At 63.9% G+C, this 14,175-nt stretch carries 17 protein-coding genes; 7 read left to right on the forward strand and 10 right to left on the reverse strand.

The window, feature by feature from the left end:
* Window positions 1–129: 129 nt before the first annotated feature.
* From hisH to hisB, 3 genes are all read right to left on the reverse strand, one after another.
* Window positions 130–780 carry an imidazole glycerol phosphate synthase subunit HisH gene (gene hisH / locus ACRQ5Q_RS00980; protein ID WP_439372363.1) on the reverse strand — a complete coding sequence of 217 codons (651 nt, stop codon included), beginning with the start codon at window positions 778–780 and terminating at the stop codon, window positions 130–132.
* Window positions 777–1,307 carry a DUF2628 domain-containing protein gene (locus tag ACRQ5Q_RS00985; RefSeq protein ID WP_439372362.1) on the reverse strand — a complete coding sequence of 177 codons (531 nt, stop codon included), beginning with the start codon at window positions 1,305–1,307 and terminating at the stop codon, window positions 777–779. Before ACRQ5Q_RS00985 ends, hisH begins: the two co-directional genes overlap by 4 nt.
* A 63-nt stretch (window positions 1,308–1,370) precedes the next feature.
* Window positions 1,371–1,964: an imidazoleglycerol-phosphate dehydratase HisB gene (gene hisB / locus ACRQ5Q_RS00990; RefSeq protein WP_439375773.1), complete on the reverse strand. Its 594-nt coding sequence runs from the start codon at window positions 1,962–1,964 to the stop codon at window positions 1,371–1,373.
* A gap of 240 nt (window positions 1,965–2,204) precedes the next feature.
* Between hisB and hslV the strand changes: the two genes are divergently transcribed.
* The 5 genes from hslV (at window position 2,205) to ACRQ5Q_RS01015 (ending at window position 6,520) form a co-directional block, all read left to right on the forward strand.
* Window positions 2,205–2,765 (forward strand): ATP-dependent protease subunit HslV, encoded by a 561-nt coding sequence (gene hslV / locus ACRQ5Q_RS00995; protein WP_018646043.1) that lies wholly within the window; start codon window positions 2,205–2,207, stop codon window positions 2,763–2,765.
* A 174-nt stretch (window positions 2,766–2,939) separates the two neighbouring features.
* Complete coding sequence (locus ACRQ5Q_RS01000) at window positions 2,940–3,398, forward strand: GNAT family N-acetyltransferase (protein ID WP_439395613.1); 459 nt, start codon at window positions 2,940–2,942, stop codon at window positions 3,396–3,398.
* Window positions 3,395–4,012, forward strand: coding sequence for a DUF2585 domain-containing protein (locus ACRQ5Q_RS01005; protein WP_439395615.1), 618 nt, complete (start codon window positions 3,395–3,397; stop codon window positions 4,010–4,012). The genes ACRQ5Q_RS01000 and ACRQ5Q_RS01005 overlap by 4 nt, the downstream gene beginning before the upstream one ends.
* Window positions 4,013–4,065: 53 nt before the next feature.
* Complete coding sequence (hslU, locus tag ACRQ5Q_RS01010) at window positions 4,066–5,370, forward strand: ATP-dependent protease ATPase subunit HslU (protein ID WP_439372359.1); 1,305 nt, start codon at window positions 4,066–4,068, stop codon at window positions 5,368–5,370.
* A 28-nt stretch (window positions 5,371–5,398) separates the two neighbouring features.
* Window positions 5,399–6,520 carry a hypothetical protein gene (locus tag ACRQ5Q_RS01015; protein WP_439395617.1) on the forward strand — a complete coding sequence of 374 codons (1,122 nt, stop codon included), beginning with the start codon at window positions 5,399–5,401 and terminating at the stop codon, window positions 6,518–6,520.
* Between the two features lie 122 nt (window positions 6,521–6,642).
* Here the strand turns inward: ACRQ5Q_RS01015 and ACRQ5Q_RS01020 are convergent, their stop codons facing one another.
* Genes ACRQ5Q_RS01020 through ACRQ5Q_RS01030 form a run of 3 tightly spaced genes read right to left on the reverse strand, consistent with a single transcriptional unit; the run spans window position 6,643 to window position 9,444 of the window.
* Window positions 6,643–7,233: a Smr/MutS family protein gene (locus tag ACRQ5Q_RS01020; RefSeq protein WP_439395619.1), complete on the reverse strand. Its 591-nt coding sequence runs from the start codon at window positions 7,231–7,233 to the stop codon at window positions 6,643–6,645.
* Window positions 7,230–8,759 (reverse strand): murein transglycosylase A, encoded by a 1,530-nt coding sequence (mltA, locus tag ACRQ5Q_RS01025; protein ID WP_439395621.1) that lies wholly within the window; start codon window positions 8,757–8,759, stop codon window positions 7,230–7,232. Before mltA ends, ACRQ5Q_RS01020 begins: the two co-directional genes overlap by 4 nt.
* Window positions 8,737–9,444, reverse strand: a complete 708-nt coding sequence (locus tag ACRQ5Q_RS01030) for a Tim44/TimA family putative adaptor protein (protein WP_439395623.1) — start codon at window positions 9,442–9,444, stop codon at window positions 8,737–8,739. The genes mltA and ACRQ5Q_RS01030 overlap by 23 nt, the downstream gene beginning before the upstream one ends.
* 415 nt (window positions 9,445–9,859) lie before the next feature.
* On the opposite strand from ACRQ5Q_RS01030, the gene secB reads away from it, so the two are divergent.
* The gene (gene secB / locus ACRQ5Q_RS01035; protein ID WP_018646030.1) at window positions 9,860–10,348 is read left to right on the forward strand and encodes a protein-export chaperone SecB; all 489 of its coding nucleotides are present in this window, start codon (window positions 9,860–9,862) and stop codon (window positions 10,346–10,348) included.
* A gap of 8 nt (window positions 10,349–10,356) precedes the next feature.
* Here the strand turns inward: secB and dnaQ are convergent, their stop codons facing one another.
* Genes dnaQ through ACRQ5Q_RS01055 form a run of 4 tightly spaced genes read right to left on the reverse strand, consistent with a single transcriptional unit; the run spans window position 10,357 to window position 13,193 of the window.
* Window positions 10,357–11,073 (reverse strand): DNA polymerase III subunit epsilon, encoded by a 717-nt coding sequence (gene dnaQ / locus ACRQ5Q_RS01040; RefSeq protein ID WP_439395625.1) that lies wholly within the window; start codon window positions 11,071–11,073, stop codon window positions 10,357–10,359.
* A gap of 40 nt (window positions 11,074–11,113) precedes the next feature.
* Window positions 11,114–11,713 carry a dephospho-CoA kinase gene (gene coaE / locus ACRQ5Q_RS01045; RefSeq protein WP_439372353.1) on the reverse strand — a complete coding sequence of 200 codons (600 nt, stop codon included), beginning with the start codon at window positions 11,711–11,713 and terminating at the stop codon, window positions 11,114–11,116.
* A gap of 23 nt (window positions 11,714–11,736) precedes the next feature.
* Window positions 11,737–12,345, reverse strand: a complete 609-nt coding sequence (locus ACRQ5Q_RS01050) for a Maf family nucleotide pyrophosphatase (RefSeq protein WP_439395626.1) — start codon at window positions 12,343–12,345, stop codon at window positions 11,737–11,739.
* 8 nt (window positions 12,346–12,353) lie between these two features.
* The gene (locus ACRQ5Q_RS01055; RefSeq protein ID WP_130364019.1) at window positions 12,354–13,193 is read right to left on the reverse strand and encodes a pyruvate, water dikinase regulatory protein; all 840 of its coding nucleotides are present in this window, start codon (window positions 13,191–13,193) and stop codon (window positions 12,354–12,356) included.
* A 459-nt stretch (window positions 13,194–13,652) separates the two neighbouring features.
* On the opposite strand from ACRQ5Q_RS01055, the gene hemJ reads away from it, so the two are divergent.
* Window positions 13,653–14,087: a protoporphyrinogen oxidase HemJ gene (gene hemJ / locus ACRQ5Q_RS01060; protein ID WP_439372351.1), complete on the forward strand. Its 435-nt coding sequence runs from the start codon at window positions 13,653–13,655 to the stop codon at window positions 14,085–14,087.
* Window positions 14,088–14,175: the final 88 nt, after the last annotated feature.

Raw genomic sequence — 14,175 nt, forward strand, 5'->3', positions numbered from 1 at the left:
TGGGGACGGACTTGTCAGCTGAGCACTCCGTCATTGCGAGCGCAGCGAAGCAATCCAGACTGCCGCCGCGGAAAGACGCTGGATTGCTTCGCTGCGCTCGCAATGAAGAGGTGAAAGCCGTCGAATCCATCACGGTTTCCATCGCAAGAAGTTCGAGATCAGGGCCAAACCAAAGCGCTGGCTCTTCTCGGGGTGAAACTGCGTGCCGATTGCGGTGTCCTTCGCGACGATCGCGGTGACAGGCCCGCCGTAATCGGCGCGCGCGAGCACGTCCGCCTCGCTGGCGGGATTGAGGTGATAGGAGTGCACGAAATAGGCGTGCTGGCCCTCGGGGCCGAGCGGCAGCTTGTTCAGCACCGGATGGTCCCTCAGCACCTCGAGCGTGTTCCAGCCCATGTGCGGGATCTTCAGGCTTTCGTCGCGCGGCGTGATCTTCTCGACGTCGCCGCCGATCCAGTTCAGGCCTTCGGTGATGACGTGCTCCTTGCCGCGGCTCGCCATCAGCTGCATGCCGACGCAGATGCCGAAGAACGGCCGCGCCTTGACGCGCACCGCCTCGGTGATCGCCTCGACCATGCCGTTGACGGCATCGAGCCCGCGGCGGCAGTCGGCGAAGGCGCCGACGCCGGGCAGCACCAGACGGTCAGCCTCGTAGGCCTGATCGGGATCGCTGGTGACGAAAACCTTTTGCGGATTTTCGAGGCTGCGCGCCGCGCGCTCGAAAGCCTTGGCGGCGGAATGCAGATTCCCGGAACCGTAATCGATGATGGCGACGCTCATCTTGACCCTCCCGGTTCTGGAAACAATCCAATGATGCCGCCGGCCGGAATCGGCGGCGGGTTCGAAAACTGCTGGCCCGGCGTGTTGCGGGTCGGCGGCGGGCCGCCGCGGTCGACGGCCCATTGATCGTTGACGATGCCGTGCTGCTTCTGGCTCCAGCGCTCGAAGAAGCGACGCTCGGCGGTGTCATGGTCGTCGGCGATGACGATGTCGAGCTGCCGCCACTTGCCGCGGGACAGCGTCCAGCGCCGCAGGCTGGAGGCCTCGAGGCCCATCAGCAGCGCGAGGACGATATCGGCGAAGAAGATCGAGCTGCGGCCGAGACCCAGGCTGGAGAGCCCGGCATGGAAGGCCGCGATGAAGATCACCCAGCCGATCAGCGCCAGCCACAGCCGATTCCACAGCAGCCAGAACGGGCCGAAGATCATCGCCCAGAAATGGAAGCCGTCGCGCACGAAGACGAACTTGTCGGTCGCGCGCAGATCGGCTCCGCCAGGGAAGGGAGCATGTACTGTGTAGACAGGCATGGTGATGCCCCGCTCTCTATGTTCAGTGATGCCGCCGGCGGCGTTCGCCGCAAAACGGAGATGTCAGCCGCCGAGCGAGCCCTTGGTGGACGGGATTTCGCCCACAGCCTTCGGATCGATCGCAACGGCGGTGCGCAGCGCCCGCGCCAGACCCTTGAAGCAGGACTCGGCGATATGGTGGCTGTTATCGCCATATAGGGTCTCGACGTGGAGAGTCACGCCGGCGTTGATGGCGAAGGCCTGGAACCACTCGCGCACCAGTTCGGTGTCGAACTCGCCGATCTTGTCGCGGGGGAAGTCGGCCTTGAACACCAGGAACGGTCGGCCCGAGATGTCGATGACCACGCGCGACAGCGTCTCGTCCATGGGCATGTGAACGCCGGCATAGCGGGTGATGCCCGCCATGTTGCCGAGCGCCTGCTTGACCGCCTGGCCGAGCGCGATGCCGGTGTCTTCGGTGGTATGGTGATAATCAATGTGCAGGTCGCCCGCCGCCTTCACCGTGAGGTCGATGCGGGAATGGCGGGCGAGGAGATCGAGCATATGGTCGAAAAAGCCGATGCCGGTCGCGATATTGGCCACGCCGGTGCCATCGAGGTTCACGGACACCTCGATGTCGGTTTCCTTGGTCTTGCGCTTGATCGTCGCGGTGCGCATTGAAAGCTGGCTTTCGCTTCTATTGAGCATGATCCTCCCCGGAATCCGGTGCCCATTTTTCCGGATCATGCTCGGGGGCCGAAAACGCCAGTCTATTAACAGCCAAATGACACCTTCGCTACTGCGGGAACGGCCGGGCGGGCCTCTACTTCTGCCTATGGTGAGCGAAAATTCGGCCCGGAACGGCCCGTTGTGCCCCCGTCTCCGACCGCTTAAATCAAGCCGGACAGTGAGGTATTCATGCAGGACTCCCAGAACAGCTCGCCGGGCTGGCACGGCACCACGATTTTGACGGTCCGCAAGGGCGGCAAGGTGGTGGTCGGCGGCGACGGCCAGGTCTCGATCGGCCAGACCGTGATCAAGTCCAACGCCAAGAAGGTCCGCAAGCTCGGCAAGGGCGACGTGATCGGCGGCTTCGCCGGCGCCACCGCCGACGCCTTCACGCTGTTCGAGCGGCTGGAGAGCAAGCTCGAGCAATATCCGGGGCAGCTGACCCGGGCGGCGGTGGAGCTTGCCAAGGACTGGCGCACCGACCGTTACCTCAGGCGGCTGGAGGCCATGATGATCGTGGCCGACAAGGACGTCTCCCTGGTTCTGACAGGCACCGGCGACGTGCTCGAGCCCGAGGCCGGCGTGATGGCGATCGGCTCCGGCGGCAACTACGCCCTGGCCGCGGCCCGGGCCCTGCTCGACACCGACAAGGATGCCGAGACCATCGTCCGCCGCTCCCTCGACATCGCCGCCGACATCTGCGTCTACACCAACCGCAATCTGACCATCGAGAGCCTGGCGAGCGGCTAGGGCTTGATGGGAATAGCCTCAACTGGCGCATCGACGGTGGTGCGTTCCCTTCCCCCACAAGGGGGAGGGAACGGAGAGAGCGCTGCTGTCGGCCAAGGTCAATTCGACTCCAACTCGTCACGCCTTAGGCTATGGCGCCCACCTACACCTTCCGCCCCCTACACCTTCCGCCCGATGACCGCAGCCGACCTGCCGCTGATCCGGCGCTGGCTGGGCGAAGCCGATGTGCGGGAATGGTGGGGCGATCCGGACGAGCAGTTCGTGCTGGTGAGCGGCGATCTCGATGAGCCGGCGATGGACCAATTCATCGTCTTGGCCGGCGACAAGCCCTTCGGCTATCTTCAGTGCGATCGCCTGACCGCCTGGAACACGGGCTTCGGGCCGCAACCGGAGGGGACGCGTGGCATCGACCAGTTCATCGGCGAGGGCGACATGATCGCGCGCGGCCATGGCTCGGCGTTCGTCCGACAATTTGTCGATGAAGGTTTTCGGCAGGGTCTGCCGCGGATGGTGACCGATCCCTCTCCGCGCAACGCGCGCGCGATACGCGCATACGAGAAGGCCGGCTTCGTTCGCAACCGCATGGTCGAGACGCCGGACGGGCCGGCGCTGCTGATGGTGCGCGAGTCATGACGCTGGCGCACGCGCAGGAGAGCAAGGTCGCATTTCCGCCGCTCGCCTGGGCCGGCCTCGCGCTGCTGCTGCTGGCGCTGCAGGCCTCGATCTTGTTCGCGATGGGGCGGGTGCCGATCTGCACCTGCGGCTACGTCAAGCTCTGGCATGGCGTCGTGAACAGCTCGGAGAATTCCCAGCACATCGCCGACTGGTACAGTTTCTCGCACGTGCTGCACGGCTTCCTGTTCTACGGGCTGACCTGGCTGCTGTTCGCGCGTCTGCCGTCACTGACTTTGTCCTGGCCGGCCCGGCTGATCATCGCCATGCTGATCGAGGGCGCCTGGGAGATCGTCGAGAACTCGCCCTTCATCATCGAGCGCTACCGCGCCGGCACGATCTCGCTGGACTATTACGGCGACAGCATCGTCAATTCGGTGTCCGACAATCTGGCCATGATGCTCGGGTTCCTCGCCGCGCGCGTGCTGCCGATATCTGCGACCATCCTGCTCGGCCTTGCCTTCGAGATCATGCTGGCGCTCCACATTCGCGACAATCTGACGCTCAATATCCTGATGCTGATCCATCCGATCGAGGCCGTGAAACAATGGCAATCGGGCCCGCCGATCATCTGACGGCCGAAAAAAGCGGCTTGTCCCGGCCCGCATCTGACCCTAGCTAAGGTGCCATGACAGACTTCTCCCCCCGCGAAATCGTTTCCGAACTCGACCGTTTCATCGTCGGCCAGGGCGACGCCAAGCGCGCCGTCTCGATCGCGCTGCGCAACCGGTGGCGGCGGCAGCAGCTCGAAGGCTCCTTGCGCGAGGAGGTGCTGCCGAAGAACATTCTGATGATCGGCCCCACCGGCGTCGGCAAGACGGAAATCGCGCGCCGCTTGGCCAAGCTCGCGAATGCGCCGTTCCTGAAGGTGGAAGCCACGAAGTTCACCGAGGTCGGCTATGTCGGCCGCGACGTCGAGCAGATCGTGCGCGATCTCGTCGAGGTCGCGATCGCCCAGGTCCGCGAGAAGAAGCGCAAGGACGTGCAGGCGCGGGCCCAGCTCGCCGCCGAGGAGCGCGTGCTCGATGCGCTGGTCGGCGCCAATTCCAGCTCGGCGACGCGGGAATCCTTCCGCAAGAAGCTGCGGGCAGGCGAGCTCAACGACAAGGAAATCGAGATCGAGACGCAATCGTCCGGCGGCGGCATGCCGATGTTCGAGATCCCGGGCATGCCGGGCGCGCAGATGGGCGCGATCTCGATCGGCGACATCTTCGGCAAGCTCGGCGGCCGCAGCAAGACGCGGCGGCTGACGGTGGAAGGCTCGCACGAGATCCTGGTCAACGAGGAATCCGACAAGCTGCTGGACGCCGAGCAGCTCACACTGGAGGCGATCAGCGCGGTCGAGAACAACGGCATCGTGTTCCTCGACGAGATCGACAAGATCTGCGCCCGCGACGGCCGCGTCGGCGGCGACGTCTCGCGCGAGGGCGTGCAGCGCGATCTCCTGCCGCTGATCGAGGGCACCACGGTCTCGACCAAGCATGGCGCGGTCAAGACCGACCACATCCTGTTCATTGCTTCCGGCGCCTTCCATGTCGCCAAGCCGTCCGACCTGCTGCCGGAATTGCAGGGCCGCCTGCCGATCCGCGTCGAGCTGCAGGCGCTGACCCGCGACGACATGCGGCGCATCCTGACCGAGCCCGAGGCCTCCCTGATCAAGCAATATGTCGCGCTGCTGCAGACCGAGGGCGTGACGCTCGACATCACCGACAGCGCCATCGATGCGCTCGCGGACGTCGCGGTGGCCGTGAACTCCACCGTCGAGAACATCGGCGCGCGGCGGCTGCAGACCGTGATGGAGCGGGTGCTGGACGAGATCTCCTTCACCGCCCCCGACCGCAACGGCGAGACCATCAGAGTCGATGCCGATTACGTGCAGAAGCACGTCGGCGACCTCGCCAAGAACGCGGATCTCAGCCGGTTCATTTTGTAATTTTGGACGGTCACGCTATTGATGCGGCGTGACCGTCATCCTGCAAAACCCCTGGCGCCTGCTGCTCGCGATCAACGCCGCAATCATCGCCGGCGTGTTCGTCCACAAGATCCAGCTGCCGCCTTACGTTCCCTACATCCATCTCCTCGTCGACTATCATTTCGGCTTCATCAAGCGCGCGCTGATCGGGGCGATCGTCGCGCTGTTCACCGACAGGGTGCCGGTCTGGCTGGTGTTCGCGCTCGGCGGGGTGACGTGGCTGGTGACCTCAGGGCTCTATGCACAACTGTTTCGGAGGACGTTCGGCTTCACCGCGAAGACGCTGCCGCTGTTCGTCTTCACCGCGGGCTCGCCGTTCTTCCTGAAGAACTTCATGCACACGCTCGGCCATTTCGACATCTATGGCTGCGCGCTCGCGATCGTCCTGCTGCTGATGCCGGCCGGCTCGCTGCTGTTCGTCGCAACGGCGGCCCTGTTCTCGATCGTGCTGGTGCTGATCCACCACATTCATCTCTTGATGTACGTCCCGACCATCGTCACCATCGTGGTGATCAGGCACTACCTCGCTTGCGGCTGCGATCGCGGCAATGTCGCATTCGGCGGGATCGCCCTCGCCCTCGTCTCCGCGCTGTTCTTCGCCGCGCAATTTTTGGGAACGATGCCGATCCCGGAAGCGGAGTTCATCGAATTCCTGAAGACCCGGATGGCCGATCCCTCCCGCACCGACCTCTTGCAGTTCGCCTACATCTGGTACCAGCCGCTGGCGAAGGAGATTGCGGACACCTGGGGCCGACTGCCGCACAACATTCTCGGCGTGCCCGTGTTCGCGCTGCTGATCTGGCTGCACACGCCGCTGTGGCGCTTCTTCGCCAGCCTGATCGGCGCGCTCGCCAGCGATCTGCACAGGCGGCTCGTGGTCGCGGCACTAATAGGCATCAGCCTCGCCTATCTCGTGATGTTCGCGATGGTGTTCGACTATTCGCGCTGGATCTCGAACTGGGCGGTCTGCATGGTCCTGATCCTGCATGCGGTGAAGATGCTGCCGGCAAAGCAGGAAGCTCCGCTGATTCCGGCGGAGGACCGGAACACCAGCATCTTCGGCCTGGTCATCACCCTGATCCCGCGCGTCGGAATCGTCCGGCCGTTTTAGGCGGTGCGCTCCCTTCCGCTTGCGGGAGAGGGTGTGTCCGCGGGCGAGACCCCCGAGAGGAGAGAACCCTCACCCGTCGCTTCGCGCCGACCTCTCCCGCAAGCGGGAGAGGTGTAGAGCCGCTAACCTCTCGCCCGCCTGATCCGCACATACAGCGCGCCCTCGCCGCCATGGCCGATATGGGCGGTCTCGAAGCCGACGACGAAGGCGCGGAATTCCGGCAGGCTCAGCCATTCCGGCACCTGGCGGCGGAGCACGCCGCTTTCGCCGCCGCTGCGGCCCTTGCCGGTGATGACCAGCACGAAGGTCAGGCCGTCGTGATGGGCGCGGTGCAGGAAGCCGGTCAGCGCGTGATGGGCGCGCGTCTGGGTCATGCCGTGCAGGTCGAGACGCGCCTCGATCTCGCTGCGCCCGCGCGACAGTTTGGTGCGCTCGCGCTTGCCGAGCGGCGCCAAGGGCGGGACCTGCGGTTTCGCGGCGCGCGGCGCGGGTGGAGCGGCAACCGGCCTTGCCGGTGATGAAAGCCGGATCGGCTGGGCCACGGGCGAAGACCCGGCGGGCGGCGCAGCATGCGCCTTGGCCAGGCGATGCTTTCTGAGCGGCTTGACCTGCTTTGCGACCGTATCCCACAGCGCGCGCTCTTCCTCGCTCAGGGCACGGCGGCGCGGCGAGGGACGGGACTCCAGCACGGGCGGACGGGACGATCGCTTCATTGCTGCCGATGGGAACGATTCTTCACGGGCCGCCGCGGCTCGGGGACAGGCTCGATCGCGGGGCGCGGCACCGGTAGCGGGACAGGGCCGGCGACGGCAACCGTTTCGTTCCTGCCTTGCGCAACGGCGGCAGCAGGCGTGCCCGTCTTGGCCGGATCAGTTTGCGGAAACAGTTTTGCGATCTTCTCCGAGGGACGCGGATCCGGTACCGGCAGTCTTGCGGCGCGTAGGGAGGGATCGAGGCTCTTCGGCACCAGCATGACAAAGTGCATGGGATGACGCAGCCGTCCCGAGACGCGGCCGGCCTCCTGCCCGGCACCGAAATAGAGATCCGCGCGGGCAGGTCCGATGATGGCCGAGCCGGTGTCCTGCGCGATCATCAGGCGGTGAAACGGCGTCTTCGAGCGTTCCGAGTCGATCGGCAGCTCGCCCTCGATGAAGAACGGCGTGCCGTAGACATGCAGCGACTTGTCGACCGCGATCGAGCGTCCCGCGGTCAGCGGAATGCCTTGCGCGCCCACCGCCTCGTCCTTGTCGGAGAGGTTGACCTCGCGGAAGAAGATGTAGGCGCGGTTCTGGCGGCGCAGCTCCTTGGCGCCATCAGGATTCTGCGCCATCCACTCCCTGATCTTCTGCATCGACATCTCCTCTTTCGGAATGATGCCGCGCTCGATCAGGATGCGTCCCACCGCCGTGTAGGGATAGCCGTTATAGGCGTCGTAATTGAGCCGGAGCGTCGTGCCGTCCTCGAACTTGATCCGCGCCGAGCCCTGGATCTGCGCGAACAACAGATCGGTCGGATCCTTCAGCCAGGCGATCTCGAGTCCGCGCCCGGCGATCTTGCCATCCTCGATCTCGCCGCGGTCGTAATAGGGCACCAGCTTGCGGCGGCCGATCTTGCGGTAGACGGGGCCCTTGTTGGGCAGGCTGACGGAATCCTGCTTGTAGCCGCGCACGAACAGGTTCGAAGGCCGCCGATAGACCGGGACATTGAAGACGTCGGTCTGCGTCCGCGATCCCTCCAGCACCGGCTCGTAATAGCCGGTGACGAAACCATCGGGCTCCCCCAAGCGGGAGATGCGCAACGGCGCAAAATTATCCTCGAAGAAGGTTTTTGCTTTGGCGTCGTCGCTGAGCTCGAGCGATTTGGCGACGCGACAAGGCTCGCCCAGCGAAGCCCCCAGCGCTTTCGGCTCGGGCGCGCCGTTCTGGGCATTGATCGACTTGCAGCTGGCGCGAAACGTCTTGTAGGCGGCGAGATGATCGTCGTCGCCCCAGCCTTTCACGTCGGCCCAGGCCAGCGGCAGATATTGCGCGCCTGAGATCTCGAACGGCAGCGGCAGCTGCGGATAGGGCAAGGCCCGCGGCGGAGCGGCTGCCAATTGCGGGGGATGGTGATGGTGGCTGCGATAGTGGCGCCGCGCCGCCTCGGCGCCGAGCGAAAACGTCGACAGCACGACGACACCCGCGCAGAACGCCGTCGCGCTGTTCTTGAGGAAGAGTTTAATTCGCGCTTCCGGTGCCAACCAGCTTCCAGTTTGGATCGCGAGAGGTGGTGTCGCGGGCGAAAGTCCAGATATCGGTGATGTCGGCAACCGTGTCGGCGCTGCCGTCGACGATGTTGCCGGCCTTGTCGCGGGTTGCCGAGATCATCTGCGACACGAAGCGCACGGTGAGCTGCGCGGTGCGGTCGCGCAACTCGGCACCGACGAGTTCAGCCTTGTCGATCGAGACGAAGCGCGTCTCGGTCTTCTGCTCGTTCTTCTCGCGCTCCTTGATCGCGGCGTCGAAGCTTTCATAGACCTCCGACGACAAGAGGTCGCGCAGCGCGCGGCGATCACCATTGGCAAAGGCCAGCACGATCATCTCATAGGCACCGCGGGCGCCCGAGATGAAGTGGCGCGGATCGAAGGTGGGGTCCTTTTCGGCGATGGCATCGAGACCCCGGGCGAGTGCGGTGCCAGGTTCAGTCAGGCCCTTCCACCGGTCGCTGGGCACAACCGGCTCGGCCGCCGGCGCCAGCGGAGCCTGGTCGATCACCTTGCCCGGCATGGTCACGACGTTCTTGTCCTGGGCACCCCCCAGCGCATTGCGGGCGGCGGTGTGATCGAACGGCGGCCGTTCGTTGCCCGTGCGCTGTCCCAGCACGCTGCGCAGCCTCAGAAAGATGAAGACCGCCAGCGCCAGGAAGATGATGGTGTAGATATCCACGTCGTATTCGCTTTCTGGTCTTTGCTCTGGGTCTTCGCTTCGGATCGTCGCCGGAGAAAATCAATCCGGCCAGTAGACCGTTCCATACGGGAACGGCAAGTCTACATCACCATTTTAGGTCCGTGCGTCTGGTCCGTGGGATGTAGGCACGAAATCTTGCCCGGCCAATGGCGCCTTTTGGCACAGCGGCGAGTGTAGCGCGTTTTATGCTTAAGGGGAAACCCGATCCTGGGCGGAAATCGCGTATCTTCAATCGTTTAAGGCGCGACTTCGCCGAAAGCCCGCCTTGGACGCCATAGTTCCGGGCACGGTCTGGATTCTCCATCCGGGACCGTTCGTCCTTGTGGAACGAGGCGGCCCTATGTTAGCCAACCGCCGCGAAATTCAGCCCCAATCGGGTTAAGGAGACACTTCTATGACCAACGGTAACGGCACCCCTCCCGAGGCGGCTCAGGCTCCCCAGCTCAACGTTCTGGCGCAATATACCAAGGACCTGTCATTCGAAAATCCGAACGCGCCGAGCTCGCTCCAGCAGCAGGGCCAGCCACCCCAGATCAACATCCAGATCAATGTCGGCGCCAATAACCTCAGCGAGCAGGAGTTCGAGGTGACGCTGACGGTCGAAGGCAAGGCCGAGACCGCGGGCAAGGTGATGTTCTCGTTCGAGCTCGCCTATGCCGGCGTGTTCCGGATCGTCAACGTGCCGAAGGAAAACCTGCATCCGCTGGTCATGATCGAATGCCCGCGGCTCCTGTTCCCGTTCGCCCGTGAGATCATCGCAACCGCCGTGCGCGACGGCGGGTTCCCGCCCCTGATGCTGGACCCGGTGGATTTCGTCGGTCTCTATCGCCAGAACATGGAGCGGCAGATGGCCGCCCAGGGTGGCCAGACCGGCCAGGCCTAAGCGAAGGGTTAACCAGCCGCGGGGGCGACTGGAGCGGCGAGATATTCGTTCCAGATCGCCTTTTCGCCCATCGTTGCGATGAAGGCCCGGTGGGCCTCCCGCTCGGCATCCGAAACCCGCGGCGCGAGCGGCACCAGGCGCTGCCGCCGCGGCACATCGCCGGCGGTGCTGACGCGAATTTCTTCGGCATCCGACGCCAGCAGCAGCTGCGACTGCCGTGCCCCGACCAGATCGACATAGACTTCCGCAAGCAGTTCTGCGTCGAGCAGCGCACCGTGCTTGGTGCGGTGTGAATTGTCGATCGAATAGCGCGAGCAGAGATCGTCGAGACGGTTCGACACGCCCGGATGCTTGCGGCGCGCCAGCAGCAACGTATCGACCAGCCGCTCGCGCGGGATCGCCGCGCGCTTGATCCTGTCGAGCTCGGCATTGATGAAGCTGATGTCGAACGAGGCGTTGTGGATCACAAGCGGCGCATCGCCGATGAACTCCAGAAACGCATCGACGACCTCGTGGAACAGCGGCTTGGTCGACAGGAATTCGGCCGACAACCCGTGCACGGCGAAGGCTTCCGCCGGCATGTCCCGCTCAGGATTGATATAGACGTGATACGTCTGTCCGGTCGGCATGCGGTTGAATATCTCGACGCAGCCGATTTCGACCAGGCGATCACCGCGGAGCGGATCGAGGCCGGTGGTTTCGGTGTCGAGAACGATTTCGCGCATATTTCGGGATGCCGTGCAAGAAGCCGTGAAAGTCGGCGAATCAGGCTCGCCGCTGCGGCATCTTAACGACCTCGGCCAGGATGTGCTTGATTTGGGCGCGCACCGGCTCGAGTCCGTGTGAGGTATCCACCACGAAATCGGCCCGCTTGCGCTTCTCGGCATCCGGCGTCTGCTTGGCGATGATGGCGTCGACCTTGGCCTCGTCCATCGTGCCGCGCGCCAGCACCCGTTCGCGCTGCAGTTCCGGCGAGGTCGAGACGACAACGACCGCATCGACCCGCTTCTCGCCGCCGGTCTCGAACAGCAGCGGGATGTCCAGCACCACGACCGGCGCGTTGGCGGCCTCGGCGTCGGCAAAGAATTTCTGCCGGGAAGCACCGAGCATCGGATGGACGATCTGTTCGAGCTGCTTGATCGCCGCGGGATCGTGCACCACGCGCGCCGACAGCTTTGACCGGTTGACCTTGCCGTTCACGGTGGTGCCGGGGAAGGCGGCCTCGATCGCCGGCGCGGCTTCACCCTCGTAGAGCTGATGCACGGCGGCGTCGGCGTCATAGACGGGCACGCCAGCCTCCGCGAACAGCCTTGCGGTGGTGGATTTGCCCATCCCGATCGAGCCGGTCAGTCCCAGGATCCGCATCAGCGCCCAGCCTTCTCTCGCATCTACACCGCAATTAGCTGTTCATTCCGCAGGAACGCAAGCAGCGGCAGCAGCGGCAGGCCGAGAATGGTGAAATGATCGCCCTCGATGCGCTCGAACAGATGAATGCCGAGACCCTCGAGCTGATAGGCCCCGACGCTTCTGGTCACGGCATCGCCGGCGGCGTCGAGATAAGCCGAAAGCTCCGCCTCAGTCATTGGCCGCATGGTCATGCGCGCCACCGAGACATCCTCGAAAACGATCTTGCCGTCCCGCGCCACGGCTAAGGCGGAATTCAGCTCGTGGCTGTTGCCGGCGAGATCGCGCAGTTGCGCCAGCGCCTGTGCGCGGCCGGTCGGCTTGTTGAAGAGACGCCTGCCGAGCGCCAGCGTCTGGTCGGCGCCGATCACATAATTCCCGGGACGACCAGTGGAGACCGCCTTGGCCTTTTCGCGGGCCAGCATCAGAGCGATCTCGCGCGGATCGCCGAGATTGGAGCTCGCCTGGATGCCGCGCTCGTCGATGTCGGCCGTGACGGCCTCGAATGCGAGCCCCGCATTGGCCAGCAGCATTTTGCGCGCGCTGCTTTGCGAGGCCAGGATCAACGAAGATGTGCCGCGCCACAGAGCCATCGCGACAACTATTCCGAAGGCCGGTTGCGCTGGCGATCGCTGTAGAGCTTCATGATCGCCGCGGCGGTTTCCTCGATCGATCGCCGCGTGACGTCGAGCAGCGGCCAATCGTGCTTGGCGCTGAGCTTGCGCGCGAACGCGACCTCCTCGGTGACCGACTGCTTGTCGGTATAGGTGTCGCTGCCGGATTCGGCGCCCATGGAGAGCAGGCGGTTCTGGCGAATCTGGATCAGCCGTTCCGGCGTCGCATGCAGGCTCACCACCAGCGGACGCGTCAGCGTCTCGAGCTGCGCCGGCACGGGAATGCCGGGCACCAGCGGCACGTTGGCGGTGCGGATGCCGCGATTGGCGAGATAGATCGATGTCGGCGTCTTCGAGGTGCGGGACACGCCGACCAGAACCACGTCGGCGTCGTCGAGACCTTCGACATGCTGACCGTCGTCATGGATCATCGTGTAGTTCAGTGCGTCGATGCGCTTGAAATATTCCGCATTGAGCACGTGCTGGGCGCCGACGCGACCCGTGGTCGCAGCGCCGAGATAGGCTTCGAACAACTGCATCACCGGCCCGATGATCGACAGGCTCGGAACATTGATCTGCTTGCACTTGTCCTCGAGCCTGGCGACCAGATCCTTCTCGAGCAGCGTGAACAGCACGATCCCCGGCGCTTCCTCGATCTCGTCGAGCACGCGGTCGAGCTGCTTCTGGCTCCGCACCAGCGGATAGACATGCTCGACCGGCGTCACGTTCGCATATTGCGCGGCGACCGCGCGCGCGACGGTGATCAGCGTCTCGCCGGTGGAGTCGGACACCAGGTGCAGATGGAAATAATTGTTCGAGGTCGGCACAAAAACTCTTTGGATGAGGGCGGGGCGGTTTGTGGATTTCTGTGGAGCTTAACCGCTCGGAAAGGGATGTGCGACACCAGCGATGGGACAAGTGCCAATTTTCTTCACACCGCTGCCCGTCAGAACAAGTCCGCCGCCTCTCCAAGCGGGAAGCGGGATTGCGGATATAACCCCCTTGATAAGCTGCCGACAGGCGCAAGCAAGTCTTTGAGTCCGGACGACTTATCGGAACCGGCCGAACCAGCTCAGGATATGTTGATGGATGTGAACAAGCGCGCGTGAAGTCGCGGACGGATTTTCGTGAGTCCAATCCACGGTCACTCAGACTCAAACCTTTAAGAATCTAAGATTCTAGATTTGAGGAAGGCGCTACGGACGGATATGTGTGCAGGGCAAGACCTTAACGGGTTCTTACTATCCCCAGCTCCTTTCGCTGGGCATCAATCCGGACCCTCGAAAATGTTCGAAGACGTCTATCTCTGGATCAAGGCGCTGCATGTGATCGCCGTCATGTCCTGGATGGCCGGCATGCTCTATCTGCCGCGGCTGTTCGTCTATCATTGCGAGGCCGAGATCGGCTCGAAGCAGTCGGAGACGTTCAAGGTCATGGAGCGGCGGCTGTTTAAGGCGATCATTAACCCCGCCATGATCGTCACCTGGCTCGCCGGGCTGTTTCTCGCCTGGTCCGGCCACTGGTTCACCTTCGGCTGGCTGCACGTAAAACTGGCATTGGTCCTGGTGCTGTCCGCGGTCCACGGCTTTTTTTCGCGCTGGCTCAAGGATTTCGCCGCCGACCGGCGTCCGCGAAGTCAGAAATTCTATCGGATTATCAATGAGGTGCCGACCGTTTTGATGATTCTCATCGTCATCATGGTGATCGTGAAGCCGTTCTAGGCAGGCCACGCGCGGAATCGCTCAGCGCTTCGGCTTGCGGAGAAGGAAGCGATTTTCTATAGTATCGATATCCCACCCAACGCAGGCG

It is taken from the genome of Bradyrhizobium sp. PMVTL-01, from assembly GCF_051861855.1.
In the GTDB taxonomy this organism is placed as follows: Bacteria; Pseudomonadota; Alphaproteobacteria; order Rhizobiales; family Xanthobacteraceae; genus Bradyrhizobium.